This window comes from Ensifer sp. LC384, from assembly GCF_001695865.1.
Taxonomy (GTDB): domain Bacteria; phylum Pseudomonadota; class Alphaproteobacteria; order Rhizobiales; family Rhizobiaceae; genus Ensifer.
On sequence record NZ_MBST01000009.1, the window covers coordinates 40,824 to 64,617 of the forward strand.

At 60.8% G+C, this 23,794-nt stretch carries 23 protein-coding genes and 1 pseudogene; 19 read left to right on the forward strand and 5 right to left on the reverse strand.

Going from position 1 to position 23,794, the window contains the following annotated elements; all coding sequences use genetic code 11:
• The first annotated feature begins 7 nt into the window (after positions 1–7).
• The 8 genes and pseudogenes from BC363_RS10180 to BC363_RS35895 form a co-directional block, all read left to right on the forward strand.
• On the forward strand, positions 8–697 hold the full coding sequence (locus BC363_RS10180; protein ID WP_065784777.1) for a hydrolase: 690 nt from the start codon (positions 8–10) through the stop codon (positions 695–697).
• 71 nt (positions 698–768) lie between these two features.
• On the forward strand, positions 769–1,059 hold the full coding sequence (locus tag BC363_RS10185; RefSeq protein WP_065784778.1) for a XapX domain-containing protein: 291 nt from the start codon (positions 769–771) through the stop codon (positions 1,057–1,059).
• Positions 1,059–3,041, forward strand: coding sequence for an amidohydrolase (locus BC363_RS10190; protein WP_065784779.1), 1,983 nt, complete (start codon positions 1,059–1,061; stop codon positions 3,039–3,041). The genes BC363_RS10185 and BC363_RS10190 overlap by 1 nt, the downstream gene beginning before the upstream one ends.
• Positions 3,042–3,283: 242 nt before the next feature.
• Entirely contained in the window at positions 3,284–3,727 is a 444-nt protein-coding gene (locus tag BC363_RS10195) for a DoxX family protein (protein ID WP_065784780.1), read from the forward strand.
• Positions 3,724–5,328 (forward strand): MFS transporter, encoded by a 1,605-nt coding sequence (locus tag BC363_RS10200; RefSeq protein WP_065784781.1) that lies wholly within the window; start codon positions 3,724–3,726, stop codon positions 5,326–5,328. The genes BC363_RS10195 and BC363_RS10200 overlap by 4 nt, the downstream gene beginning before the upstream one ends.
• Positions 5,329–5,492: 164 nt before the next feature.
• The gene (locus BC363_RS10205) at positions 5,493–6,329 is read left to right on the forward strand and encodes an alpha/beta hydrolase (protein ID WP_065784782.1); all 837 of its coding nucleotides are present in this window, start codon (positions 5,493–5,495) and stop codon (positions 6,327–6,329) included.
• A 14-nt stretch (positions 6,330–6,343) separates the two neighbouring features.
• Positions 6,344–6,496, forward strand: a complete 153-nt coding sequence (locus tag BC363_RS35085) for a hypothetical protein (RefSeq protein ID WP_161491380.1) — start codon at positions 6,344–6,346, stop codon at positions 6,494–6,496.
• Between the two features lie 62 nt (positions 6,497–6,558).
• A pseudogene (locus BC363_RS35895) lies at positions 6,559–6,657 on the forward strand (LysR family transcriptional regulator); the annotation flags it as partial.
• An 89-nt stretch (positions 6,658–6,746) separates the two neighbouring features.
• Here the strand turns inward: BC363_RS35895 and BC363_RS10210 are convergent.
• The 4 genes from BC363_RS10210 to BC363_RS10225 all read right to left on the reverse strand — a co-directional run bounded on the left by BC363_RS10210 (position 6,747) and on the right by BC363_RS10225 (position 12,048).
• Positions 6,747–7,013, reverse strand: a complete 267-nt coding sequence (locus BC363_RS10210; RefSeq protein WP_065784783.1) for a DUF2277 domain-containing protein — start codon at positions 7,011–7,013, stop codon at positions 6,747–6,749.
• 227 nt (positions 7,014–7,240) lie between these two features.
• Positions 7,241–8,227 (reverse strand): tlde1 domain-containing protein, encoded by a 987-nt coding sequence (locus BC363_RS10215; protein ID WP_348272177.1) that lies wholly within the window; start codon positions 8,225–8,227, stop codon positions 7,241–7,243.
• A gap of 759 nt (positions 8,228–8,986) precedes the next feature.
• Complete coding sequence (locus BC363_RS10220; protein ID WP_244519837.1) at positions 8,987–10,084, reverse strand: SCO family protein; 1,098 nt, start codon at positions 10,082–10,084, stop codon at positions 8,987–8,989.
• Positions 10,081–12,048, reverse strand: a complete 1,968-nt coding sequence (locus tag BC363_RS10225; protein WP_244519838.1) for a multicopper oxidase domain-containing protein — start codon at positions 12,046–12,048, stop codon at positions 10,081–10,083. Before BC363_RS10225 ends, BC363_RS10220 begins: the two co-directional genes overlap by 4 nt.
• Before the next feature lie 720 nt (positions 12,049–12,768).
• Here BC363_RS10225 and BC363_RS10230 point away from each other — a divergent pair.
• From BC363_RS10230 to BC363_RS10270, 9 genes are read left to right on the forward strand one after another with little or no spacing between them, the layout of a single operon-like run.
• Positions 12,769–13,899: a type II secretion system F family protein gene (locus BC363_RS10230; RefSeq protein WP_244519839.1), complete on the forward strand. Its 1,131-nt coding sequence runs from the start codon at positions 12,769–12,771 to the stop codon at positions 13,897–13,899.
• A 5-nt stretch (positions 13,900–13,904) separates the two neighbouring features.
• Positions 13,905–14,369 (forward strand): type II secretion system major pseudopilin GspG, encoded by a 465-nt coding sequence (gene gspG, locus BC363_RS10235; protein ID WP_065781826.1) that lies wholly within the window; start codon positions 13,905–13,907, stop codon positions 14,367–14,369.
• Positions 14,338–14,826, forward strand: coding sequence for a prepilin-type N-terminal cleavage/methylation domain-containing protein (locus tag BC363_RS10240; protein WP_065781824.1), 489 nt, complete (start codon positions 14,338–14,340; stop codon positions 14,824–14,826). The genes gspG and BC363_RS10240 overlap by 32 nt, the downstream gene beginning before the upstream one ends.
• Positions 14,823–15,236: a prepilin-type N-terminal cleavage/methylation domain-containing protein gene (locus BC363_RS10245; RefSeq protein WP_065781822.1), complete on the forward strand. Its 414-nt coding sequence runs from the start codon at positions 14,823–14,825 to the stop codon at positions 15,234–15,236. Before BC363_RS10240 ends, BC363_RS10245 begins: the two co-directional genes overlap by 4 nt.
• The gene (locus BC363_RS10250; RefSeq protein WP_065781820.1) at positions 15,233–15,898 is read left to right on the forward strand and encodes a hypothetical protein; all 666 of its coding nucleotides are present in this window, start codon (positions 15,233–15,235) and stop codon (positions 15,896–15,898) included. The genes BC363_RS10245 and BC363_RS10250 overlap by 4 nt, the downstream gene beginning before the upstream one ends.
• Positions 15,885–16,766 (forward strand): type II secretion system protein GspK, encoded by an 882-nt coding sequence (locus BC363_RS10255; protein WP_065781818.1) that lies wholly within the window; start codon positions 15,885–15,887, stop codon positions 16,764–16,766. The genes BC363_RS10250 and BC363_RS10255 overlap by 14 nt, the downstream gene beginning before the upstream one ends.
• Positions 16,767–16,782: 16 nt before the next feature.
• Positions 16,783–17,838, forward strand: a complete 1,056-nt coding sequence (locus BC363_RS10260) for a PilN domain-containing protein (protein ID WP_065781878.1) — start codon at positions 16,783–16,785, stop codon at positions 17,836–17,838.
• The gene (gene gspM / locus BC363_RS10265) at positions 17,835–18,401 is read left to right on the forward strand and encodes a type II secretion system protein GspM (protein ID WP_065781816.1); all 567 of its coding nucleotides are present in this window, start codon (positions 17,835–17,837) and stop codon (positions 18,399–18,401) included. Before BC363_RS10260 ends, gspM begins: the two co-directional genes overlap by 4 nt.
• Positions 18,398–18,850, forward strand: coding sequence for a hypothetical protein (locus BC363_RS10270; protein ID WP_065781814.1), 453 nt, complete (start codon positions 18,398–18,400; stop codon positions 18,848–18,850). Before gspM ends, BC363_RS10270 begins: the two co-directional genes overlap by 4 nt.
• Here the strand turns inward: BC363_RS10270 and BC363_RS10275 are convergent, their stop codons facing one another.
• Positions 18,851–20,461 carry a GspE/PulE family protein gene (locus BC363_RS10275; RefSeq protein ID WP_244519840.1) on the reverse strand — a complete coding sequence of 537 codons (1,611 nt, stop codon included), beginning with the start codon at positions 20,459–20,461 and terminating at the stop codon, positions 18,851–18,853.
• Positions 20,462–20,856: 395 nt separating this feature from the next.
• On the opposite strand from BC363_RS10275, the gene gspD reads away from it, so the two are divergent.
• Positions 20,857–22,860: a type II secretion system secretin GspD gene (gene gspD, locus BC363_RS10280; protein WP_244519841.1), complete on the forward strand. Its 2,004-nt coding sequence runs from the start codon at positions 20,857–20,859 to the stop codon at positions 22,858–22,860.
• Entirely contained in the window at positions 22,860–23,432 is a 573-nt protein-coding gene (locus BC363_RS10285; RefSeq protein WP_244519842.1) for an A24 family peptidase, read from the forward strand. The genes gspD and BC363_RS10285 overlap by 1 nt, the downstream gene beginning before the upstream one ends.
• The last annotated feature ends 362 nt before the right edge of the window (positions 23,433–23,794 follow it).

The window sequence follows — 23,794 nt, forward strand, 5'->3', positions numbered from 1 at the left end:
AGACCCAATGTCCAGCAAACTCGAAGTCCTGACCCCGCAGAACAGCCAACTCATCTTCATCGACCAGCAGCCGCAGATGGCTTTCGGCGTCCAGTCGATTGATCGTCAGACCCTGAAGAACAATGTCGTCGGCCTCGCCAAGGCTGCAAGGATATTCAGCATCCCGACGACGATCACGACCGTCGAAACCGACAGCTTCTCCGGCAACACCTTTCCCGAACTGCTTGGCGTCTTCCCTGAGAACGACATTCTCGAGCGCACCTCGATGAACTCGTGGGACGACCAGAACGTGCGCGACGCTCTTGCGAAGAACGTTGCGAACGGGCGCAAGAAGGTTGTCGTCTCGGGCCTGTGGACCGAGGTTTGCAACACGACATTCGCGCTCTCCTGCATGCGCGATACCGACTACGAGATCTACATGGTCGCGGACGCGTCGGGCGGCACGTCTCTTGATGCACACAAATATGCGATGGACCGCATGGTGCAGGCCGGCGTCGTTCCTGTCACCTGGCAGCAGGTGGTTCTCGAGTGGCAACGCGATTGGGCACGCAAGGAAACCTACGACGCTGTCACCGCGCTGGTGAAGGAGCATTCCGGCGCTTACGGCATGGGCATCGATTACGCGGTAACGCATGTCCACGGTGGCACTGAGCGCGTCAGCCACGGCAAGCGGATCGGCCCGAATCCCGCCAAGTAACCACCGCCGATCGCTCCGGCAGGACGCTTCCTGCCGGAGGGACTTTTCTTTCACCGCGCGAGGTTCCCCCAATGAAAGTCTATCTTCTGTCACTCGGTGCCGGCCTGCTGGTGGGTGTGGTCTACAGCCTGCTTAACGTGCGCTCGCCAGCCCCGCCCGTCGTCGCCCTCATCGGGCTACTCGGCATCCTTGTCGGAGAGCAGCTCGTGCCGCTGGCAAAGAGCTTCTGGGCCCGCGAGCCAGCCGCTCTATCCTGGTTACACCAGGTGAAGCCGCACATGTTCGGCCACTTGCCGAAGGGCGGCGTCAACGCGGTGAACGTAGCCACCGCCAGCCAACATTTGCCACAGGACAAAAGCTGATGACGACGCGCCGAACCTTTCTGGGCGCAGCGACGAGCCTCGCCTTTCCCAGCCTGTTTTCACCGGCAAATGCCGCCGATCCCAGCAAGACCGGAGCCGATCCCATGCACGCCGATATCATCCTTCACAGCGGATTGATCACCACGCTCGACCGCGCCAATCCGAACGCCACCGCGATCGCCATCAAGGACGGCCTGTTCATGAAGGTGGGCAGCGATGGTGAGATCATGGCGTTGGCGGGTCCGGAGACGAAAATCATCGATCTGAAAGGCAAGCGCGTGCTGCCGGGGTTGATCGACAACCATACCCACGTGGTTCGGGGAGGGCTGAACTACAACATGGAGCTGCGCTGGGACGGCGTTCGTAGCCTTGCCGACGCCATGGACATGCTGAAGCGACAGGTCGCAATCACGCCCGCACCGCAATGGGTTCGCGTCGTCGGCGGCTTCACCGAGCATCAGTTTGCCGAAAAGCGTCTGCCGACCATCGAGGAGATCAACGCGGTCGCCCCGGATACGCCGGTCTTCCTGTTGCACCTTTACGACCGCGCCTTGCTGAACGGCGCAGCCCTTCGCGCCGTCGGTTATACCAGAGACACGCCGAACCCGCCGGGCGGCGAGATCACCCGCGACGCCAACGGCAATCCGACCGGCATGCTGCTGGCCAAGCCGAATGCGGGCATCCTCTATTCGACGCTCGCCAAGGGCCCGAAGCTGCCCTTCGACTATCAGGTCAACTCCACCCGTCATTTCATGCGCGAGCTGAACCGATTGGGGATCACCTGCGTCATCGATGCCGGGGGCGGTTTCCAGAATTATCCCGATGACTATGCCGTCATCCAGAAACTTTCCGATGAAGATCAGCTGACCGTTCGGCTTGCCTACAATCTCTTCACCCAGAAGCCGAAAGAAGAGAAGCAGGATTTCCTGAACTGGACGCAGTCGGTCAAATACAAGCAGGGCAATGATTACTTCCGTCACAACGGCGCGGGCGAGATGCTGGTCTTCTCCGCTGCGGACTTCGAAGACTTCCGCCAACCCCGGCCGGAGATGGCTCCGGAAATGGAAGGCGAACTCGAGGAGGTCGTTCGTGTGCTGGCCGAGAACCGCTGGCCCTGGCGCCTTCACGCCACCTATGACGAAACCATCAGCCGCGCGCTCGACGTCTTCGAAAAGGTCGACAAGGACATCCCGCTCGAGGGACTGAACTGGTTCTTCGACCATGCCGAAACCATCTCGGATAGCTCCATAGACCGGATCGCAGCTCTGGGCGGCGGCATCGCCACCCAGCATCGCATGGCCTACCAGGGGGAGTATTTCGTCGAGCGTTATGGTCATGGCGTTGCCGAAGCGACGCCGCCGATCAAGCGCATGCTTGAGAAGGGTGTCAACGTCTCGGCCGGTACGGATGCGACGCGTGTCGCATCCTATAACCCTTGGGTCTCGCTCTCCTGGATGGTGACCGGCAAGACTGTCGGCGGCATGCAACTCTATCCTCGTGCCAATTGCCTCGATCGCGAGACGGCGCTGCGCATGTGGACGGAAAAGGTCACTTGGTTTTCCAATGAAGAGGGCAAGAAAGGCCGCATCGAGAAGGGGCAGTTCGCCGATCTCGTCGTGCCGGACAAGGATTTCTTTTCCTGCGCCGAAGACGAGATTTCCTTCCTGACATCGGACCTCACCATGGTGGGCGGCAAGATCGTCTACGGTGCCGGTGACTTCAAGGCACTCGATGAAAACGACGTACCGCCTGCCATGCCGAATTGGTCGCCGGTGCGCGCGTTCGGCGGATACGCCGCTTGGGGTGAGCCAGAAGGTGCAGGCAAGCGCTCGCTCCGCCGGACGGCAATCTCGACATGCGGCTGTGTCAACGACTGCGGCGTGCATGGCCACGACCATGCCGGCGCCTGGACGTCGAAACTGCCGATCGCCGACCTCAAGGGTTTCTTCGGTGCGCTCGGCTGCTCCTGCTGGGCCGTGTGAAACGCAGCTAAGTCATTAAGCATCGAGCGGGCAGCGGATTGGTGCTGCCCGTTCTTCCCGAGCCCCATGGTGCCGTAGCATGGAAGCCGACTTCCTCGTCTTACGGGCGTATTGTTGCAAGAAGCGCAATTAAATCAAAACTATTACTGCAATTGTTGGCGGCAATCTTCCCGGGCAACATAGCCTCCATCAGACGAACACACCGTCGCTCTTACCGAACGGCGAAGATCGCAGGAGCAGAAATGACTGATCGTTCTTTTTCCTTCAATCGCCCCGGCAGGCTTCTTGAAAGGGCTGCCGCGTCACCTGTCACGCGCACCATCGCGCTTCTCGCGCTGTGTGCGGCCTATATTCAGGGGCCGCTCACCAAAATCTTCGACTTCACCGGCGCGATTGCCGAGATGGAGCATTTCGGCCTTCATCCGGCAGGCCTATTCGCTGTCGCCGTCATCGCATTCGAGCTTGCTGCCTCGGCCATGATTCTCTCAGGTTTCTTGCGTTGGCTGGGCGCGTTGGCTCTGGCCGCTTTCACGGTTCTCGCGACCTTCGTCGCGCTTCGCTTCTGGGAAATTGCGCCGGGCATGGAGCGGATGATGGCGACCAATGCCTTCTTCGAACACCTCGGCCTCGCCGGCGCGTTCATCCTCGTCGCGGCAATCGATATCACCAAAGGAGCAGGCAAATGAGCGCCCCAAAATCTTCAGGTGGCAGCTTTGCCCCGCTTCGCCAACCCGTGTTCGCGGTCCTCTGGGCAGCAACGGTCCTCGGCAACACCGGCAGCTTCATGCGCGATGTCGCCAGCTCCTGGCTGATGACGGATCTCTCCGCCGCACCTGCGGCCGTGGCCATGGTGCAGGCGGCCGGCACGTTGCCGATCTTCCTGCTGGCAATCCCCGCTGGCGTGCTCTCTGACATTCTCGACCGGCGCAAATTCCTCATCGCCGTTCAGCTTCTGCTCGCCTGTGTCAGTATAACGCTGATGACACTGTCCCATATGGGTCTGTTGTCGGTCAGCGCATTGATCGCCCTGACGTTCATGGGCGGCATCGGTGCGGCGCTCATGGGGCCGACGTGGCAGGCGATCGTTCCTGAACTCGTACCGCGTGAAGATGTGAAGGGTGCCGTCGCTTTGAATTCGCTGGGCATCAACATCGCGCGCTCCATCGGTCCGGCGGCGGGCGGTCTGCTGCTTGCCTCCCTCGGCGCCGCCGTTACTTACGGCGCCGACGTGGCGTCCTACGTGCTCGTCGTCGCCGCATTGGTCTGGTGGCCGCGCGCCAAGGATGCGAATGACGCGCTTTCGGAAGGCTTTTTCGGCGCATTTCGAGCGGGGCTGCGTTACACCCGTGCCAGCCGGCCGCTGCATGTCGTTCTGTTGAGGGCTGCCGTCTTCTTCGCCTTCGCCAGTGCGGTCTGGGCACTGCTTCCGCTGGTGGCGCGCCAGCTGCTCGGCGGTGACGCCAGCTTCTACGGGATCCTGCTTGGCTCGGTTGGGGCCGGTGCGATCGGCGGCGCCCTCGTCATGCCGAGGCTGCGCCAACATTTCGGCGCCGATGGCCTGTTGTTCGGATCTGCGCTCGTGACGGCGCTGGTCATGGCAGCGCTGTCGCTGGCGCCGCCGCAATGGCTTGCCGTCGTCATTTTGCTCTTCCTCGGTGCTGCATGGATCACGGCCCTGACCACCCTGAATGGTGCCGCTCAGGCGATCCTGCCGAACTGGGTCCGGGGACGCGGGCTCGCCGTCTATCTGACCGTCTTCAACGGTGCGATGACTGCCGGGAGCCTCGGTTGGGGTGCAGTCGGCGAAGTTGCCGGTGTCTCGGGCACCTTGCTGATCGGAGCGGGCGGATTGTTCGTGGCTGGACTGATCATGCACCGTATCAAGTTGCCGGCGGGTGATGCCGATTTGGTCCCGTCAAACCATTGGCCGGAGCCGCTCGTCGCAGAACCGGTCCCGCATGACCGCGGCCCGGTTTTGATCCTGATCGAGTATCAGGTCGAGAGGCAAAACCGTGCCGCATTCCTGCATGCGCTTGACGAGCTGTCGCACGAACGACGCCGTGACGGCGCCTATGGCTGGGGCATAACCGAGGATTCGGCCGCTCCGGAAAAGATGGTCGAGTGGTTCATGGTCGAATCCTGGGCGGAACATCTTAGGCAGCACAAGCGCGTGTCGCTGGCTGATGCCGATCTACAGGGCAAGGTGCTTGCCTATCACTCGGGAGCGGAGAAGCCTGTCGTCAGGCACTTTCTGAACATCAACCGGCCGGGTAAGGTATCGGCGTGACCAGAGGGGGCGGCTTCGGCCGCCCTCCCTTAATTGCTAAAATCGCAATTCAATCAATACTATTGTTGCAATTGTCGGCATTCTCTTCTCGGTCCAATATCTCTGCATAGACAATCGAAACGCCGCGAAACAACCCACCATCCAGATCGCCAAAGGAGAAAGACATGGGCTTTGTTACCACCGCAGACGGAACCGAAATCTTCTACAAGGACTGGGGTCCGAAGGACGCGCAGCCGATCATGTTCCATCATGGCTGGCCGCTCTCATCCGACGACTGGGACGCGCAGATGCTGTTCTTCCTGTCGAAGGGTTACCGCGTGGTTGCCCATGACCGCCGTGGTCATGGCCGCTCGGCGCAGGTCTCCGAAGGGCACGACATGGATCACTACGCCGCCGACGCCTTTGCGGTCGTCGAAGCGCTCGATCTGAAGAATGTCGTCCATATCGGCCATTCGACCGGCGGTGGCGAAGTTGCCCGCTATGTTGCCAGACACGGCGAACCGTCAGGCCGCGTTGCTAAGGCGGTGCTGGTCTCCGCCGTACCGCCGCTGATGCTCAAGACGGCATCAAATCCCGAAGGTCTGCCGATTGAAGTCTTCGACGGCTTCCGGTCCGCGCTGGCTGCCAATCGGGCGCAGTTCTTCCGTGACGTCCCCGCCGGTCCGTTCTACGGCTTCAATCGCGACGGCGCGACAGTGCAGGAAGGCGTGATCCAAAATTGGTGGCGGCAAGGCATGATGGGCGGTGCCAAGGCCCATTACGAGGGCATCAAGGCCTTTTCGGAAACCGACCAGACAGAGGACCTGAAGGCGATCGGCGTGCCGACGCTGGTCCTGCATGGCGACGACGACCAGATTGTCCCGATCGCCGACGCCGCGCTCAAGGCCATCAAGCTCCTGAAGAACGGCACGCTGAAAACCTATCCGGGCTTCTCGCACGGTATGCTGACGATCAATGCCGACGTCCTCAATGGCGACCTGCTCGCCTTCATCGAGGCCTGATATCGGATGAGGCCATGGATGCGGCGCCCGTGGCCGCATCCATGGCCTGCGACACCTGTCGAGGCTTGCCGGGACGCATCTATCCCGCGACGATTGGCGTGCTGCCGGCGTTCCTGGGGCGTATTACAGCGCCGCGCGTCAAATATGACGCGCAAAGGACGCTGTAAGGCTTTAAACTTGCTGCATAATTTTCTCCTTAAATCGATTCCGATTTAAGGAATTATGCAGTAGCCGCAAGTATCCCGATATCGAGCTGCATGTATCAAGCGGTTCGCCCAACGACATCATCCGCGGTCTGAAGGACGGCCACATCAATCTCGGCTTCATCCTCGCGTGAGCGGAGCGGTTTGCCGGGGCAATCGATCGCGAGACAGCGGGAGGAGACCCAGGCTTATGGCAGGCTGATGGCTGCTCTCGTCAGGCGAACCTGATCGCCAATCTAGCGCGCGCCTTGGCTGCTTCTTCTTCGCGGTTGCGTGGGGGCTGCGAAGTATCGAGCGTATCGAGCAATTCTCGGGCGTAGGCCGCGATCGAATTGACCGCGCGCTCGAAGGCCGCCTGATTGCGTTTGGACGGTTTGGTCGTTCCGCTCAGCTTGCGCACGAACTGCACCGCGGCGTCATGGATCTCCTCGTCAGTCGCTGGTGGATCGAAATTGAACAGGGGTTTTATGTTTCGGCACATGACTGGCTCCCGGTCCGCTTTAAACTGGCTTCTCTACTGCATAATTCCTTAAATCGGAATCGATTTAAGGACAAAATTATGCAGCAACTCAAAGTGTTACAGCGTCCTTTGCGCGTCATATTTGACGCGCGGCGCTGTAGAAGGCGAGATCTTAATGCCCACCCCTCGTTGGCGAAAGCCTTGATCGCCATCTCTTGCTTCAACCAGCCGACTGCCGGGTGAGCCTGTCAGGTGTTCTTTCCGTTCGATGCCATTTGCATGCCAGCCGCGCGTCCGCCGCTCGGCACCACGACGATCTGCCGGACCTTGCCCTCCTTGAAGGCGGTGAGGAAACGCCTGTAGTCCTTGAAGGCGACGCAGCCATGCGATTCCGCTCGGCCGCCGCGCAGCAGGTAGCTGTGGGTCAAGAAACCGTCGCGGCCGTGCTTGTTCTTTCCGTCGATCGGCAGCATGCGGATCGCTTCGACACCATGGAAGCGCGTTTCGCGCATCTTGAGATTGTAGGTGTGCGGTGGGGTCGGTCCGGTCATCTTGACATCCACATAGCGCGGATTGTCGGCCATCTTGCCGATGCCGGAATGGGCCTCGAGCACACTGCCGTCGGGCATGTAAACCTTCGCGGCGCTGATGTCGTAGACCGCGACGCCATTTCCCGCCTTGGTTCCACCGCCGAACATGCTGCGCAAGGCCTGGCCGAGGCCGCCGCCGGATCTGTTCTCCGCCGGATCGTCCGGCCGCGCATAAGCCAGCTTTTGCTGCCTCGGCGTTTCGCGTTCGTCGGCCTTCGCGGTTTCGTCGACCTTCGACGCTGCCCCGGCTTCGGCCTGCCTGATCTCGGAGTTCTCCGTTTCAGCAGCAGGCTTTTGGGTTTGATTGTCACGGGGACGGACCTGCGGCAGAGGGCCGAAGGATGGTGTATCTTCATAGTCTGGCAGGGCGGCGAGGTCGTCATCCAGCGGCGGCGCCAGTAACGCCGAAAACGCAACGCCGTTCGCTCCGCTCTGCGAGGGGTCGGCATAGGCGAGCGAGGCCTCGGGCTTATCGGTCGAACCGGCGCGCGGTGGCCCGAACCGGTCCAGCGCAGGCCCGACAACCTTTGCCGTCGCGGGGCGCGACGTGGCGGAACCAGAGGCCCGGAAATTGCTCGCGGGTTTCTCGGATGTCACTGTGGCCCGCCTCGCCAAGGCGTCGAAGTGCGCTGCGTTGCCGCTCATCTCGGCATCTCCGGGAGCATCGGGACCGTGGGCGGATCTCGCTCGGCCACCGGTAAGGCTTGCGAGCACGACTGGCTCAGCCGCGGCGGCGACCAATCTCGGCGTCTGTTTGACCCTGGCCTGCTTGACCCACGGGCGCTCCTTTACTCTCCCTGCCACATGGAGTTGCGGCTTGGGCAGGAAGTGGCCCGAACCATGAGCGAAAAAGCTGCCCATTGCGACCATGCCGGCCACCGATCCCGCAGCCACGCCGGCAAAGGCGAGGCCGCAGCACGTGATCAGCAGCGGGCGTAACAGACGGTGCAAAGACTTTGGACGAACGACCTTACTCACAACGCATATCAAGCCAGTAAATCCCGCAAAGGCCTTCAGGCCGGCGATCGACCACCGCTGCGCGATTTCCCGGATTGTCCCCTTCTTGACGACCGATCGAGAAAAGATGAACAAGTATGGTTAAATTTTGCTTTCCATGAACCGAGATAGATCCGAACCAGCATTCAAGCGCCTGTCTCGATCGTGACGATCTGCTCGCTGACCGCGCCGGCGTTCATGGTCGCCGGCATGATGCCATCGCTGTCAGCCGCGTTTGGCGTCTCAAGGCAACAGGCGTGCATTGTTGTGAAAGTTCATTCAGAGCGATCTGGAAAACTTGAGGCTGCAACGCCAGGCTCCCGAATCCGCCCGCTAAGTGCGACTTCCCGAAAGCTCACGGCCAGCCAGCCCGTCGGGCGGCGGCGTACTTTAGTTGGAAGCGGTCGTCTATTTGTGCTGGTGATGAGACCCGCCTTGTGTGGGGTGGAGATGCGATTCCTCGGGCTCGGCCCGCAACTCCTCTATCTGAGCCGTTTTGCTGGCCAGATACGAGATGAGGTCCGATGCGTCGCTCGCCGACAGGCCGAGATTTGGCATGCGGACGCCTTTGTATTTCGCGTCGAGGTCGGCGAGGATTGGGTCTCTATTTGCGCGCAGTCCGGCCGGGTTCATGATCATTTCCACCAGCCACTTGGGGTCACGCCGGTCCGTGACGCCGAGCAGATCGGGGCCGATATGATCGGTTACGCCCACTGTGTGGCAAGGTGCACAGATCTTCTTGAACAGGACCTGCCCCGGTTCGCGGCCGATTGTCAGGCCCTGTGGGTCATGGTCCGCTGCCAAGGCATCCTGCCGAACGTGACGACGATCCCGCCAGTCCGGATCCATGTCGCGGATGGCAAGCTCGAGGTTCTCGATGTCCGCGAACGGCGAGTTTCTTGTCCATTCGCCAGTTTTGTCGTTGCCAAGAACGATTTCGTTGCGGTGCTGGGTCGCCACATCGCTCTTGTTGCCAAGCTTTGAATTGATGGCACGAATGTCGGCTGGCTTCCCCGTGATGAATGTCCAGCCAGGGCCGGTGTAAAAGGCGTTGGCGAAGGTTCTCAGTTTGTCCGGCGTGTCGTTTTCGGGGTCGACCGTGATCGAGAGTACAAAAATGTCGTTGCCGATTTCGTCTCTCAACCTGTCCACCACCTGGGCGATGCGCGCTGTCGTCAGCGGGCAAAGGTCCGTGCAGTTGGTGAAGATGAAGCTGATGAGGACGATCCTGTCCTTGATCAGATCGTCATAGAACCGAACCCTGTCGCCATTTTGGGTAACGACGTCGACATTCGGGAAGTAGTCCTTTCCCCAACGCGAACTCTTGGCCGCCGGTTCGCCTGGGCTGGATAGAAAAATTGCGGTTACCGCCGCGACGGCCGCGAACCATCGTTTCATCTGGATCTCCAAACAGCAGGCAAGCCGGCGCGGCACGCGCGCCAAGCTCACATAACGAGGACAAATCCCTTCCTGGTTGACCGGGCCTCGGCTCGGCCAACCGTTCAAGGAACAACAGTGCCTGAAAGCTGTGCGGCCTGCATCGGCTGGCTGTCCTGCCAGCCCTTGGGCGCGCCTTCGGGCAGGATCTCCGGGGTGGTGAAAACGACGCCGTCCGGGGTTGGGTTTGGAGTAGGGGTCACCGCGCTTTGGGGTGAGCCGGCCACACCGGTCAGCAGTTGAATGCGCGCCAGCATCGCGAAGTCCTCATGCACGGTGTTATGGCAATGGTTGACATAGGCGCCGCCGAATTCGCCGAACTGCACCTGGAAGGTGACGCTGCCGCTTTCGCCAAGCCGCCAGACGTCCTTCCGCTGGAGGTTCTCGGTCGCTGCAAGCTTCATTCCGGTGCGCGAAATGGTGACGCCCTCCTCGAAGTGGAGGTGAATAGGGTGATCCCACCCGCCGCCGCCGTTCCTATAGGTCCAATGCTCCACCTCGCCGGCTTTCGGAACCAGCAGGGAAATTCGGTTGGCATTCATGGAATGCGACGTTTCGCCATTGATGCGAATCGTCCAGGGGAAGTTGACCATTTCGCCACAATCCGGAACACACCCGTCCGGCCCGCGGGAATCCCCATCTCCCGACCTGCCGAACTCGACGAGCCTTGTGCGCACCGGCGTAACGATCGGTATTTGTTCGGTTAATTTGGGCGGAACGCGGCTGACGTCCGGGTCCGTGGCGCGGTGGATGACACCGGGCACATCGACGCTTTCGACTGCGCCGACCACCCGAAACTCAAGCATCGGCCCGACCACCGGATCCTTGGAAAGGCCCTTGATGGCCGCTGCCAGGCTGAGTTCTTCCTTGGGCCCGCGGCCATCGTCATGGAGGATCTGATTGACCACCCGTATCTTGTCGCCGATCCGGAAGCCGGAAAAGTCGACGATGATATCGTAGCGCTCCGCTATGCCCTGCACGGGAAGGGAGGTCAAGGTCAGGGGGGTGACCACCAGGTTCCCGTCATTGGCGATGAATTTGATCGGGACAGGATTTCCTTTGGCATCGGCCAGGGCAAGCTTCAGGAAACGTGACATGCAGGCGTTCAGAATGCGGAAGCGATATTTTCGCGGCAGGACTTCGAAGAATGGTGCATAGCCGAAATTGACCAGCGGCACATCGCCGAGCATTCCGTCCGTGTCGAAAATGTCGAAGAACAGCTGGCCCGACGCGTCGCATGCGCAATCGGAAAAGATCAGGTTGACGTCGAAATCGACATTGCCCCAGCCCAGCAGTTTGCCGCTGGGCAGCCGCAGATTGACGCCGTCGGAGAGCTCCTCGTTGCCGCGGTCAGGGCCGCTATAGTAGTTGATGGCGCCCAAATTGCCCTTGTAGACGTTTTCCGCGGTGAAAAAGAAGCGGTGATCGTGCGCCCACATACTGCCTTGCAGTTCGCGGAAGTCTCCGGGGACATTGATGAGACCGGTACTATCGTCCGGTCCTGATGCCCGCCGATCGGTGGCCTGTGTGTTGATCTTGTCGCGCCGCGCAAGCGTCGTGCTCCAGCGGTAGTCGTAGAACGTGCCCGGGAAGTGGTGCACATTCGCTGCGCCATCGCTTTCGGCGCCATTGTGCGCATTGTGAAAGTGAAGCTGGGTCTCGTTGCGGCCGAAGCCGTTGTTCTGTGCCCTGTCGACGGGCAGATCATTGTAGATCCGCGTGACGATGGGTTCGCCGTAACGGCCCTTGATGAGGAACGGCGGCAGGCTGCATTCGCCGGCCCTGCCGGCGCCATAGCACCAGGCGCTGTTTGGCTGTTGGTGCGGAAAACCATCGTGAAAGTATCCGCCGGTAGCGCCTTGGGTAATCTGGCCCAGCCTCATGATGTAACCGACCTTGGGAAAGAACTCGTCCCAGCGCTGATGAGCGAAGATTTCGCCGGGCGGCCGGCCCTCGATTGGCCCGCGATTGGTCCTGGGATTGATGAATTGCCTGTTTGTCGGATCGGCCGAAAAGTCGGTGTGATAGGACAATCGCTTCGCCGGCCTTTCAGCCAGTTGTGCGGGAAATAAGGCATGACCCTCTGACGTCCGCGTCATCGGCACAGGGTTGAGCAGGTGCAAACGATTCATCGGTTGCGAGAATTTCTTGATGCCGAACAGCGGCGTACGCGGCGCCCCGGTGGGCACCGCCGCATAGGCGCTTTTTGCAAACGGACTGAGCCCATTTTTCATGGCGAGCATTCCGCTGGCCGTGAAAATGCCCCATCGCAACAACTCGCGACGTGTTACCTGTTCCTGATTGATTGCCCGAGCGATCTCGGCACGGTTTTCCCGTGCGAGCCGCGCTTCTCTCTGTCGCGCCCGCGACGCATCGTTAGAAATGTACATTTAATCCGCCCCTATCAAATGTAGTTCATGGTCCTCCGATCTGTATGTCTGCAGATAGTACCCCTCAACACTTGCAATCACAATGATTAGACCAGACTTTAGTCTTATAACTATTCCGACTTAGATCGAACGAATTGTTGTCGGTCGCCGGTTTTGCGACGTTCCTCTGTTGAGGATTTCCGACATTCTTTTATAATTACCTTGAGCTTAGTATTCGATCCGGCTTTATCGCCAGGGTTGAGTTCTCGCCCGTCTGCAGCACTCCAGTGGTGGTGAATGGTTATGCCGAGCTTCCGGTATCGGGCTATCGACCAGTCCGGACACATACTAGAGGGGTATCTGGACGCGGCTTCGAGCGCGGTGATGACGACTGAACTCGAACGCCGGTCTCTTCTGCCGATAGACATAGAGGAAGTGAACCGATCCGCCCCGAAGCGACGCGCTTCAATCCTGGCGCCGACGCCATCATACGAAGATGTAACAGCGCTCACCGAGGATCTTGCAGCCCTGCTCACCGGCAGCGTCGCTTTGGACCGCGCCCTTCAGATCATTTATCAATCGACCAAACGCCGCGCGCTCGCCGGCATCGTCTATTCGATCTGGGAAGTTATATCGAAGGGCCACAGTCTTGGTGAGGCGATAGCGGCTTATCCAAAGGCCTTTCCGCGAACCTACGTCAAAATGGTGGAGGTCGCGGAAGTCGCTGGCAATCTCGATGTCACGCTGCAAGTGATCGCTCAAAATCGACGGCGCCAGAGCGAACTGAGGCATCGGTTGACCTCTGCGCTGGCCTATCCCTGTTTTCTGATTTTCGCGGCGATCGGCGTGTTCTTCTTTGTGCTTATCGTCGTGGTTCCGCAATTCGATCAAGCTCTCGTCGAAACGGGCAACTCGTCGCTCGGATCCGAACCTTTGGTATTCACGCTGTCGCGCATTGCCGTTGGGCACCGCGCACTTTTGGCATACGCGGCGGCGGTTTTGACCGGTGCGGCAGTTTTCGTCGCGCGCAGCGACGCGGTGAAAGCGGCGCTAATCTCCATGCTTCGCCATATCCCTGGTTTCGACACCTTGCTCATGCAGCAGCGCGCTGTCGTCTTCTGTTCGACACTCGCGATGCTGAGCAGAAGCGGTGTCGATCTGCCGACCGCACTCCGGCTCATCCGAGACCTCATGCGAGACAAGAACTCCGCCAACCTCGTCGCCGGAGTTCTTGCCGAAGTTCGCGACGGGAGCCGCCTTACCGATGCGCTCGCTCGCATCGACTTCCTCCCGCCCTATGGCCTGCAGATAATGCGAGTGGGCGAGACAACGGGAGAGGCCGACAAGGCGGCATGGCGGGTCGCAAGCTACTATGAAACGAAACTCGACCGATCGATTGCCCGCGCCACCGCGATAGCGGGCCCGCTTGTCCTGCTGGCGATCAGCGCCTTCATCGCCTGGATCATCGTCTCGGTGATCACTGCCTTGCTCAGTCTGAACGAACTGCTGTTGTGACCCCTATGAAAACACCCCGTCGCTCAAAGCCAATCGACCACAGTGCTTGCCGGTATGGGCACGATGAAAGAGAGGGCGGGTTCACGCTGCTTGAGTTGCTGGTCGTCCTGATCATCCTCAGCCTCGTCGCCGGCATCGCCGCTCCGCGGGTGCTCGGATATCTCTCCGAGGCGCGCGTCCGCGCCGCGAAGCTGCAGATCGAGGCTCTCTCTTCGGCGTTCGATCTCTTCTATCTCGATATGGCGCGCTACCCGACCGAACGGGAGGGGCTGGACGCGCTCGTAGACGGTGCGGCGATCAAGCGCTGGAAGGGCCCCTATATCCAGCAGGCCTCCGTGCCGCTCGATCCCTGGGGCAATCCATATCAATACCGTATCGGTGGCAAGGGGAGACCTCAGATCATCTCTTATGGTGCCGATGGTGTCGAGGGAGGAACCGATGGCGCAGCCGATATCACCATCCAGCAATGATGCGGAATGCGACAGCGGATTTGCGTTGCTTGAGATCCTGGCTGCGCTCGCGATCGTGGCACTGGTTGCCGCAATGTCGTTGCCCCACCTGTCGCAGGCCAACCGCGCCTTGGCTCTGAGGGTGCGGTCAGCCGAGATCACCGCACTTTTGCGCCATGACAGAAATACGGCGATAGAGCAGGGGCGGCCGGTCCTTTCTGCCGTCGATCCGCAGCGCAGGACGGTGGTCTCGGGTGCTTCAGGTCGAAAGGTCGTCTTGCCCGACGGCACGGCGATGTGGATCGAGAGCTCCGGCCGCCGGCAAGCGGCCGGCTACCGCGGGTTTGTCTTTCAAGCGGATGGACGCGCGCTCGGCGGCGTATTGAGTATCGAGGGGACCAATGTCGCCTACCGCATAGCGGTCAACCCGTTGACCTCGGGCGTCACGCTGTCGGAGGTACTGAGTATGCGCCGATGACCCCGCACGTCGTTCGTCGAGAGGTGGCCAAGGACAAGTGCCGTGGCGACGCGGGTTTCACCCTGCTCGAGGTTCTCGTTGCGGTCGCGATCCTTGCGGCGGTGGTTTCGGTCGTTCCTCGCAGTCTGGTATCTGCCCGCGCGTCGATCGGTCATTCCCGTGCCTGGCTTGAGGCCAGGCTGGTCGCCGAGGAGGTTTTGGCGGGGGAGTTGCGAAACGGGCGAACACGGCCCGGTGTTTTTTCTGGTGAGGTGCGGGGACGCCAATGGCGTGTGGTTGTTGTCCCAGCGGAAGTAGCCGATGCGCCGCCAGGCAACGGCCGCGCGCTGCTTGAAGCAAGAATTTCCGTCGAGGTATCTGCTTCGCGAGTCCTTGCCGTTGACCGTCTCTTGGTCGGGGTTGCCCAATGAACAGAGTGCGGGCACCGAAAGACGAAGGTTTCGCGCTTCTTGAAGCACTGGCCGTGCTCCTGCTCAGCGCACTCGTCTTGCACGCACTCATGCTCGCGGTTTCGCTTGTGACACGTTCGTCGGCCGCGGCTTCGAGAGGGGCCGCCACACTCGAAGAGCTTACGACCGGCCTTGCCGCATTGCGAAGAGATCTTTCACAGATCGCCGCAGTCAAGACAGGCGCGGCAGCCAATGCGCCGCTCCTGTTTTATGGCAGCGACGAGGCGCTCGGGTTTGCCATCAGGGTCGAGGCGCAGTTTGGGGCGGATCAGACGGTGTGGATTGCGGTGAGGTCCAAGCCGCCCGCGCTCACAAGGTCTTCAGCCGTGCGGGTTCCTGGAGCGGCTGATTTCGAAAGGGCTCGCTCGTCCGCGCCGATCGCATTCTTCGAGGGGGCGTGGCGCTGGCGCTTTTCCTTTGCCGAGATTACGGAGCGCGGGACCATTTGGCGCGGATCCTGGGTTGCGCAGTCCAAGCTTCCTGACATTGTTCGACTGCAGATTTGGGACAGGTCCGACGAGCGGCGGGCACCGTTGACGCTGATGATCTCACCGCACGTCGACTCGCCTTCGGCCTGCGGCGAGGGAGACGTCTGCAGGGGAGGCGGCAATGCGGCGCGATAGCGGATTTGCCACGCTTGCCGTGCTTGTCGTCAGCGGCCTGCTGGCCGGGATTGTATCGATGTTGGTGCTGCTGTCGCGGCCGGCACTCGTGCTGACAAGGCTGGGGGCGGACGACCTCGTGATGGAAAACCTGCTGGAAAGCGGCGTTGCAGCGTCTGCATACCTTCTCGTCATCGCGGATATCGATGCCGCGTCGGTGGATGGAAGGACAATTCGTCTGCCAAGCGGCAGCGTTACCTTGCATGTCTCGGCGGAGACTGGACGGGTGGATCTGAACGCGTCACCACCCGAATTGCTGGAGGGCGTGTTCAAGGCCGCAGGAGGGCAGTCGCTTTCACCCAAGTCGTTCGCCGCGCGGGTCGTCGACTGGCGTGATGAGGACGATGAAAGAACGACGGGCGGCGCCGAGCGCGCGGACTATTTGGCAAGCGATGCAAACGGCCTACCGGCAAACGTTGCGTTCCAGTCTGTGAGCGAACTGCGCTTCATCAGGGGTTTGAGCGAAGCCGACTATCTGCGCCTGGAAGCGTTTGTCACCGTCTACAACCGCACGGGCTTGCTCTATCCGGCAGCTTTGTCGCGCCGTGTCTTGATGGCTGTCCCTGAGATGAGCGATAGGCATGCCTCGGCCTTGGCCGCCAGTGAAACGGGCGGCGCAGAAAGTGACGACGGCGAATTGCGAGGGCTGTTTCAGCGGTATGACAAATTCGTCACGCAAGAGCGCCCTAAAGTATACCGGCTTAATGTGATCGCCCGCAGCGAAAGTGGCAGGACAAGCGCTGCGCACGCCATCATAGCGGATGCCGAAGACGAGGCGAAGGGATATGCTGTGTACGAATGGGCTCCTGCAGGTCGGGCGGCTCGTTGATGGCGGGGCGGATTGGATGAGTGGTCTTGTCGCATACATCAAGCGCGGGATGGCTGCACTTCTCGACGAGATGACGTCGTGGCAGGCCATGATCGGGCTCCCGCACGCGGCGCGTGGTAAATTTCTTCTTGTCGATGAACGGGCGAAGCTCTCCTGTTATCGCGTCGGCCGCGCCCGACCGGTGCACAAGGGGGACGGCGCGCGTGCGGATTTGCGGAATGGCTGGCTCAACAAGATAGTCGGAGCACATCCCGTCGAGCTGCGGCTGGCGGGTGACGGGGTTGTGGTGCGTTCTCTGCGTCTGCCGGCCGCCAGCCGCGGTCACATCGAGGCGATCATCCGGCATCAGATCGAGCAGATCATGCCGTGGCCATCGGAGAAGATGGTGTACGACTACGACATCCAGGAGAACGAGGCCGCCAGGCTTTCCGGCCACTTGCATGTGCGGCTTGTCGCGACGTCGCTCACGACGATGCGCAGCGCCATCGAACCGTACCAAGCAGTCGGCATAACGCCGGTCGTTGTGGGTCTTGCGTCGGACCCGCCCGACAGCCCAAGCACGATCAACCTTTTGCCGGGCGCCAAGGCGGCGTTGCGCGAGAGGCGACGGCACATTTCCCTGTTTTGCCTTTGCGTCTTGGCCGGCGTGGGCGCGATCCTGGTGACGGGCGCCGGCTGGCGCGTCAATCGTGCCGCCGCGGAGGCAGCCCGCATCGACGCCTCTCTCGCAAGCCTGCGTGGCGCCATCGAGGTGGCCCGTAAGGAGGCAGAGACGACGAAGGACCCCGGGCTCAACCTGGCGCGCAAATGGGACGCCGTACCCATGGTCTTGCTGCTGGATGAACTTTCCAAGCGAGTTCCGGACACCACTTACCTCACAACTCTCGACGTAGACGATCGCGATGTCCGGGTCACAGGTCTTTCCACAAACGCGGCCAATCTAATCAGCCTGTTGGAAAACTCGGATATGTTGGAGGCGGCCGGTTTTTCCGCACCCATCATTCGTGACAATGATACTAAACTGGAACGATTTGAGATCCTGGCGCGCTTTACGGAAACGGGTAGACAATGAGAACCCCACGCGGCAGCACACGACGTGTCAGGGTAGCGGCGATTGCCGCACTTTCCTGTCTGGTGGTGCTGCCGGTCCTTGTCGTTGCGTGGAGTGCCATAGTCGTGTCGCGTCTTGCTGAGGAGAACAGGAACGACACGGCCCTGGTCGACACACTCAAAGCTCGGCTGTCTGCGCTTGGCGGCGGTGTGGGCGGCGTTGGTGATGGCGCGAGCGTACGCTCCTATTTGCCCGGGGATACGCCCGCTATTGCAGGCGCCGAGCTTCAGCGGCTCGTCACCGATATCATCGGCCAGACCGGTGCTGTGGTCTCGCAGTTCGAATTTGTCGCGTCCGAAGAGACCGACCCCGCCGGGGGCACGGTCGAAATGCGGATTCTTTTCCACACCAGCATCGAACCCTTGCAAAAGATACTGTTCGCGACCGAGACCAACACGACAGCGCTGGTTGTCAAATCCATCAACATCGAGAGCCTGGCGCTCGATGAAGAGGCGCCCCATGCATCGCCGACATTGCGCGTTTTGGCGCTCGTCGAAGGCTATTGGCGGAGGGCTGAACGATGACGGCCCTGTCGGATCCGCGTTTGTCGGTGCTCATTGCCGTCCTGCTTTTCGCAGGCCCCGCGTCGTCCCAATCACCAACACCCGACGAGGCCCCCTGGCTTCAGGGGGCGACCCTCGACAGGCTCGAGGCGACGAGATTGCATCCTTTGTTTACGCCGACGCGGCAGCCTCCCGTTGTTGACGAGACGGTGGATACGCCGGCGCCGGTCGCCGCCGCCGACGTTGAGACCGTGCCGGACGCCCCGCCGGAGCTCAAGCTCGTCGGCATCATATCGACGACAGACAGTCGGCAAGCCCTTCTCCAGGATGCTGCAAGTGGCCAGATTCATCGCCTCAAGGACGGCGAGAAATATCGGAACTGGAACCTCTCGATTGTCGACAGCCGCACCGTCGCCTTCGAGCAGAGTGGGCATAGCCAAGAGTACAAGATGTTTCTGCCCATTCGATGATCAGACCGTTACGCGCAGAACCTCTTCGATCGAGGTGACGCCGCGCCGGTACTTCGCAAGCCCGTCTTCCATCATGGTTGTCATGCCCGCCTGGACGGCGACGGTCTGAATCTTTTGAGGATCCGCATCCTTTCGGATCAGTGCGGTGATCTCGCCATCGACAGGCAGGACCTCAAATATTCCAACGCGCCCGCGATAGCCGCTGTCACCGCAATAGGAGCAGCCGACCGCGCGAAAGCAGGTGTCGCCGGGGCGTTCGGCAAAGCGCTGACGCGCCGCCGATGTCGAGGTGGCGTGCGCTTCGTCTTCAATCGGCGCCTTGCAACGCTCGCACAACCTTCTGACCAAGCGCTGAGCAATGACGCAACGCAGTGCGGACGCCAGAAGGAAGGTTTCGACGCCCAGATCCATCAACCTTATGATGGCGTCTGCCGCGCTGTTGGTGTGCAGGGTCGTTAGGACCAGGTGGCCTGTCAACGCTGCCTGGAGACTGATCGAGGCGGTTTCGCTGTCCCGCATCTCACCCACCATCATGATGTCGGGGTCCTGACGAAGGAACGACCGCATCGCATTGGCAAACGTCAGGTTTATGGACGGCTTGACCTGGGTTTGGCTGACGCCCGCCATCTGATACTCGATCGGATCTTCGATCGTCATGATCTTGCGTTCGGGGCTGTTCAGATTGGACAATGCCGCGGTCAGTGTGGTCGTCTTGCCGCAACCCGTCGGGCCGGCCACGACAACAAGGCCATGAGGCTCGGCCAGCTGCCTATGGAGAACGGAGAAGTCGCGCGACGACATGCCCAGACGGGAAAGATCGAGGGCTTCGGCACCCTTGACAAGGATGCGCACGACCAGAGCCTCTCCGTGCAGCGTCGGCATCGTCGCGACCCGAAAATCGGCCCGAGTCGAATTGATCAATATGCGCGCGCGGCCGTCTTGCGGCAGCCGGCGTTCGGCAATATTCAACCCTGCCAGGATCTTGATACGTGAGATGACGCCGCGCGCGATCTCGTTCGAAAGCGGCTGCATCGTCCGCAGCATTCCATCGACGCGCATCCTCAGCCTTACGCCGTCAGGTTGAGGCTCGATGTGAATGTCCGTTGCCGATAGGCTGAGGGCGGTTTCAAGGAGCTGGTCCACGGCCCGAACGATCGGCGCCCCGCTGGCGATATCGTGGAGGCGATCGAGATCCTCCTCGTTTCGATCGCCAGGAACAGGTGCCGCCGATTGCTCTGTCCTTTGGTCTTCGACCTGCTCCTGGGAAAGCATGCGCTCGAACAGCATCGCCATTTCCTCGAACGTCGCGATCCGCAATTCCACCTGTTGGCCAAGGGCCGCCAAGGCTGCTTCGATCGCGTCGCTTCGGCTCGGATCGGCAACGACCAGCAACCGACACTCGCCCTCGAGCGCCGGCACGACCCATGCGGCGCGCAGGAACCGTGCCGATAAATCTTCAGTCAGCTCGGGACGAAACTCGATGTGGTCGAATGCGGCCCGGCCCAAGCCATGAAACTCGGCAATTGCGTCGGCAAGCAGTTCTCCCGACAAAAGCCCAGTTTCCCAAAGGCCGGCGTAATTTGAGGGCGTATCCGCGAGAAAGCGCTCCAAGGTCAGCCTTTCCGATGGTCCGACCAGGTCCTCCCTCGTCAATAGATAGCGAATGAATTGCGTTACAGTCTTTGCCGTATTCATCCGTCCCGCCGCCGTATGCCACCGCACCGCCTCGTTCGTTCAGCCGCCATCTTTGGCGGCTCGGCGACATCGAGGACTGTTACATGCCGGCCTTGGCGACCGGATGCGGTTATCCCCAAGAACCGTGATGGAAGAAGTGGATTAGCCGCTGATAATAATAGTGGTCTCTTTCAGAAATGCTAGGCTTCGACATGAGTGAAGCGAGAATCAGTCGTGACGAGATGAGATCTAGCGGTACAGTTCTTCGGACGGCTTTGTTTTTCGGTGTCTGTCTGCTGGCCATGGGCTGCGTCTCTCAGGAAGAGGGGCGATTGGGAAACGACGTCGACTCGATCCTTGGCTCGGTGACAAGCGCGGACCTGCAGGCGCGCACACTCAGAAATGGTGGTAATTCGACGATGGGCTATGCGTCTGCCGGATCGGCAGACGCCCGCCAGCCGGCGATCTATTCAAGCTCTCGCCTCGGGGTTGTCGCCGCTCCAGGTGGCGGGGAAGGTGCAAGCGGCGATAGTGTCAATCTGAATTTTCAGGGGGCCGAGCTTCGTGACGTCGTGCAAGCCATCCTTGGCGATACGCTTGGCCAGACTTACACGATCGATCCAACGGTAAGTGGGACGGTGACGCTGTCGAGCGCGCGGCCGGTTCCCCGTGACGACCTGATGTCCATTCTCGAAACGCTGCTTGAAATGAATGGTGCCGATCTGGTTCGGCGCGGCAGTGCCTTTCAGATCGTCGAGGCTGGATCTTCGGTCGCCGGCCAGGTCAGCATGAAAGGTCGCCCGACGGGCTTTGGCATTACGGTCGTGCCGCTGAGGTATGTTTCGGCGCAGGCGCTTTCGCGACTCGTCGACGGCTTCGGCGCGCGTCCGGGCTCGCTGCGAATTGACACCACGCGCAACGCGATTCTGATCGCCGGCAGCGGGCCGGATCGCGAGGCGGCGCTGGAGACGGTGACGGCATTCGACGTCGACTGGATGAAGGATCAGTCGGTGGCAGTCCTGCCGCTGCAGCATGCCCGCCCCGAAGCCGTCATTCCCGAGCTTGAGCGGATTTTCGCCAGCAAAGGCGGCAATGGCGACAACGTCATACAGTTCATGTCGATGCCGCGGCTGCGTGCAGTCCTGGCGGTTTCGCAGAACCGGACACTGACGGAACGCGCCCACACCTGGGTCCGCCGTCTCGACCGGGAGAATCCTGATCTCGGGCAAAGCGTTCATGTCTATCGCGTCAAATATCGCGACGCGACGAAGATTGCCGAACTTCTGCAGCGCCTGTTTGCGGCCAACGAAGAGGCTGAAGGCGAAGAGCAGGCGGCGCCCGATGAAGCAGCCACGCAGGAGCCAGCGGCCACCGGCGAAGATGTCGTCGACATTGACCCGGCGCGCTTTGGCGCTCCTTTGGAACCGGAGCTTGGGGCCGAGCCGGTTCGCATCCGCTCAGATCCATCCAACAATTCGATCGTGATCTACGCCGATCTCGAGATGCGCAAGCGCGTGCTTGCCGCCCTGACGCGGATCGACGTTCCTCAGCTGCAGGTCGCGATCAGTGTGACGATGGCGGAGGTTCGGCTCACCGACGAACTGCGCTTCGGCGTCCAGTATTTCGTGAAGAGCAAATCGGTCGGTCTGGGCACCGACAACGGATCGTTCGGTCTGTTCAAGGTTCTGGCCGACAACGTTGCCCGCGAGGTTCCCGGCTTCAACTTCGTCCTGGGTTCGGAAAGCAGCCCGGATGTGATCATCAGCGCGCTGGATAAGATCACTGACGTTCAGATACTGTCGTCGCCGTCGCTGGTGGTGGTCGAGAACGAAGTCGCGCGCTTCCAGGTCGGCGATCAGATTCCGATCATTACACGTACGGTTGTGCCCGTCGAAACCGCCGATGCGCCGGTCAGCAACCAGGTGGAATACCGGGACACCGGCATCATCATGAACGTGCGCCCGAGGATCGCCGAGAACGGCGTGGTGGCGATGAGAATCGACCAGGAAATATCGAACGCAACCAATGGCGACAGCCTGACGCCGGTCATCTCCAACAGAAGCATTTCGAGTTCGGTATCGGTCCTCGACGGCCAGACGGTGCTGCTTGGCGGCTTGATCAGCGAAACGCAGGAGCGCGGGAAAGACGGCATTCCCTTCCTCAGCCGCCTGAAGCACGTCGGTAGCCTGTTCGGCAGCAAAAACCGGTCGAATGCGCGAACCGAGCTGCTGATCATGATCAGGCCGATGGTCATCCGCGATTCACGCGATGCGCAGAGCGTTGCCGAGGAGCTGCAGGGGCGGATGTGGGGCATGGGCTCGAAAGCATTGAAGTAGTGCTGCTTTCCAAGCACATTGGCCCGGACTTACTTCCGGTCGTCGTCGCGACCGTGGCTGCGCTCGTGGTTGGGCTCGCAACCCTCGAAGCGGCGCGAGTATTTCTGTCGGTGCTCCTTGCTGGCTGCATGACAGCTATCACGCTTCAGGATTGGCGAAGCCTCAGGGTTTCGGATTTTACGAATGCGATGGTCGCCGTTATCGGTATCACAGCATGGTTCGTTGGCGTCGATCCGGTGGGAGTGGCGACGTCGCGAACTCTCCTTCAGATCGCCCGCGATGCCACACTGACCGGCGGGGCATTGCTGTTGGTGCGAGAGTTCTATTTCAGGCTCCGCGGTGTCGAGGGGTTAGGACTGGGCGATATCAAACTCGGCGCTGCTGCAGGTATTTGGATCGGCTGGGAAAATTTTGCGTTGGTTGTTTTTTGTGCAACTTTGGGCGCGCTTTTGTTCGTACTGGGTTCGACGATGAAGCACGGTCATTGGCCGGCAGGGCGACGCATTCCTTACGCCTCGTTTCTAGCCCCGGCAGTTTGGGGCGCATGGTACTTAGCCCAGGTCTTTAGATAAATTGTCGCCTGCGTGTCCTGGCGCTTGTCGCGTTTAATTGGCCTCATATCCGGCGGTCTTGGAGCCGTTGCGGCATTATCCACGCCGGAGAGGTTGCAGATGTCGCCGAGTGCCTGGGCGATGGCGTCAAAACTTCGGGCGGCTTGATTTCGCTCTCAGCGACGAGGGCGGCAGCGTCCGTCTCAGGATCACAGCACGGGAAGCGGCTCTCGACGCCACCGATACGCTCTTCGCTCACTTCGCCCCCACCGTCCCGATCCAGCAAGCAGGGTGTCTTCGCGCGACACCTTGCCGATCTGCTGCGCAGTCGCTGAGAGTTGCCGCTATGGCAATAATATGTTTTCCGAAACGGCACCTTGGAA

What these genes read in the sequence shown, in the direction of transcription:
- BC363_RS10180 (WP_065784777.1), top strand. Translation starts at nt 8, where the DNA reads ATGTCCAGCAAACTCGAAGTCCTGACCCCGCAGAACAGCCAACTCATC.
- BC363_RS10185 (WP_065784778.1), top strand. Translation starts at nt 769, where the DNA reads ATGAAAGTCTATCTTCTGTCACTCGGTGCCGGCCTGCTGGTGGGTGTG.
- BC363_RS10190 (WP_065784779.1), top strand. Translation starts at nt 1,059, where the DNA reads ATGACGACGCGCCGAACCTTTCTGGGCGCAGCGACGAGCCTCGCCTTT.
- BC363_RS10195 (WP_065784780.1), top strand. Translation starts at nt 3,284, where the DNA reads ATGACTGATCGTTCTTTTTCCTTCAATCGCCCCGGCAGGCTTCTTGAA.
- BC363_RS10200 (WP_065784781.1), top strand. Translation starts at nt 3,724, where the DNA reads ATGAGCGCCCCAAAATCTTCAGGTGGCAGCTTTGCCCCGCTTCGCCAA.
- BC363_RS10205 (WP_065784782.1), top strand. Translation starts at nt 5,493, where the DNA reads ATGGGCTTTGTTACCACCGCAGACGGAACCGAAATCTTCTACAAGGAC.
- BC363_RS35085 (WP_161491380.1), top strand. Translation starts at nt 6,344, where the DNA reads ATGGATGCGGCGCCCGTGGCCGCATCCATGGCCTGCGACACCTGTCGA.
- BC363_RS10210 (WP_065784783.1), bottom strand. Translation starts at nt 7,013, where the DNA reads ATGTGCCGAAACATAAAACCCCTGTTCAATTTCGATCCACCAGCGACT.
- BC363_RS10215 (WP_348272177.1), bottom strand. Translation starts at nt 8,227, where the DNA reads ATGAGCGGCAACGCAGCGCACTTCGACGCCTTGGCGAGGCGGGCCACA.
- BC363_RS10230 (WP_244519839.1), top strand. Translation starts at nt 12,769, where the DNA reads ATGACGACTGAACTCGAACGCCGGTCTCTTCTGCCGATAGACATAGAG.
- gspG (WP_065781826.1), top strand. Translation starts at nt 13,905, where the DNA reads ATGAAAACACCCCGTCGCTCAAAGCCAATCGACCACAGTGCTTGCCGG.
- BC363_RS10240 (WP_065781824.1), top strand. Translation starts at nt 14,338, where the DNA reads ATGGCGCAGCCGATATCACCATCCAGCAATGATGCGGAATGCGACAGC.
- BC363_RS10245 (WP_065781822.1), top strand. Translation starts at nt 14,823, where the DNA reads ATGACCCCGCACGTCGTTCGTCGAGAGGTGGCCAAGGACAAGTGCCGT.
- BC363_RS10250 (WP_065781820.1), top strand. Translation starts at nt 15,233, where the DNA reads ATGAACAGAGTGCGGGCACCGAAAGACGAAGGTTTCGCGCTTCTTGAA.
- BC363_RS10255 (WP_065781818.1), top strand. Translation starts at nt 15,885, where the DNA reads ATGCGGCGCGATAGCGGATTTGCCACGCTTGCCGTGCTTGTCGTCAGC.
- BC363_RS10260 (WP_065781878.1), top strand. Translation starts at nt 16,783, where the DNA reads ATGAGTGGTCTTGTCGCATACATCAAGCGCGGGATGGCTGCACTTCTC.
- gspM (WP_065781816.1), top strand. Translation starts at nt 17,835, where the DNA reads ATGAGAACCCCACGCGGCAGCACACGACGTGTCAGGGTAGCGGCGATT.
- BC363_RS10270 (WP_065781814.1), top strand. Translation starts at nt 18,398, where the DNA reads ATGACGGCCCTGTCGGATCCGCGTTTGTCGGTGCTCATTGCCGTCCTG.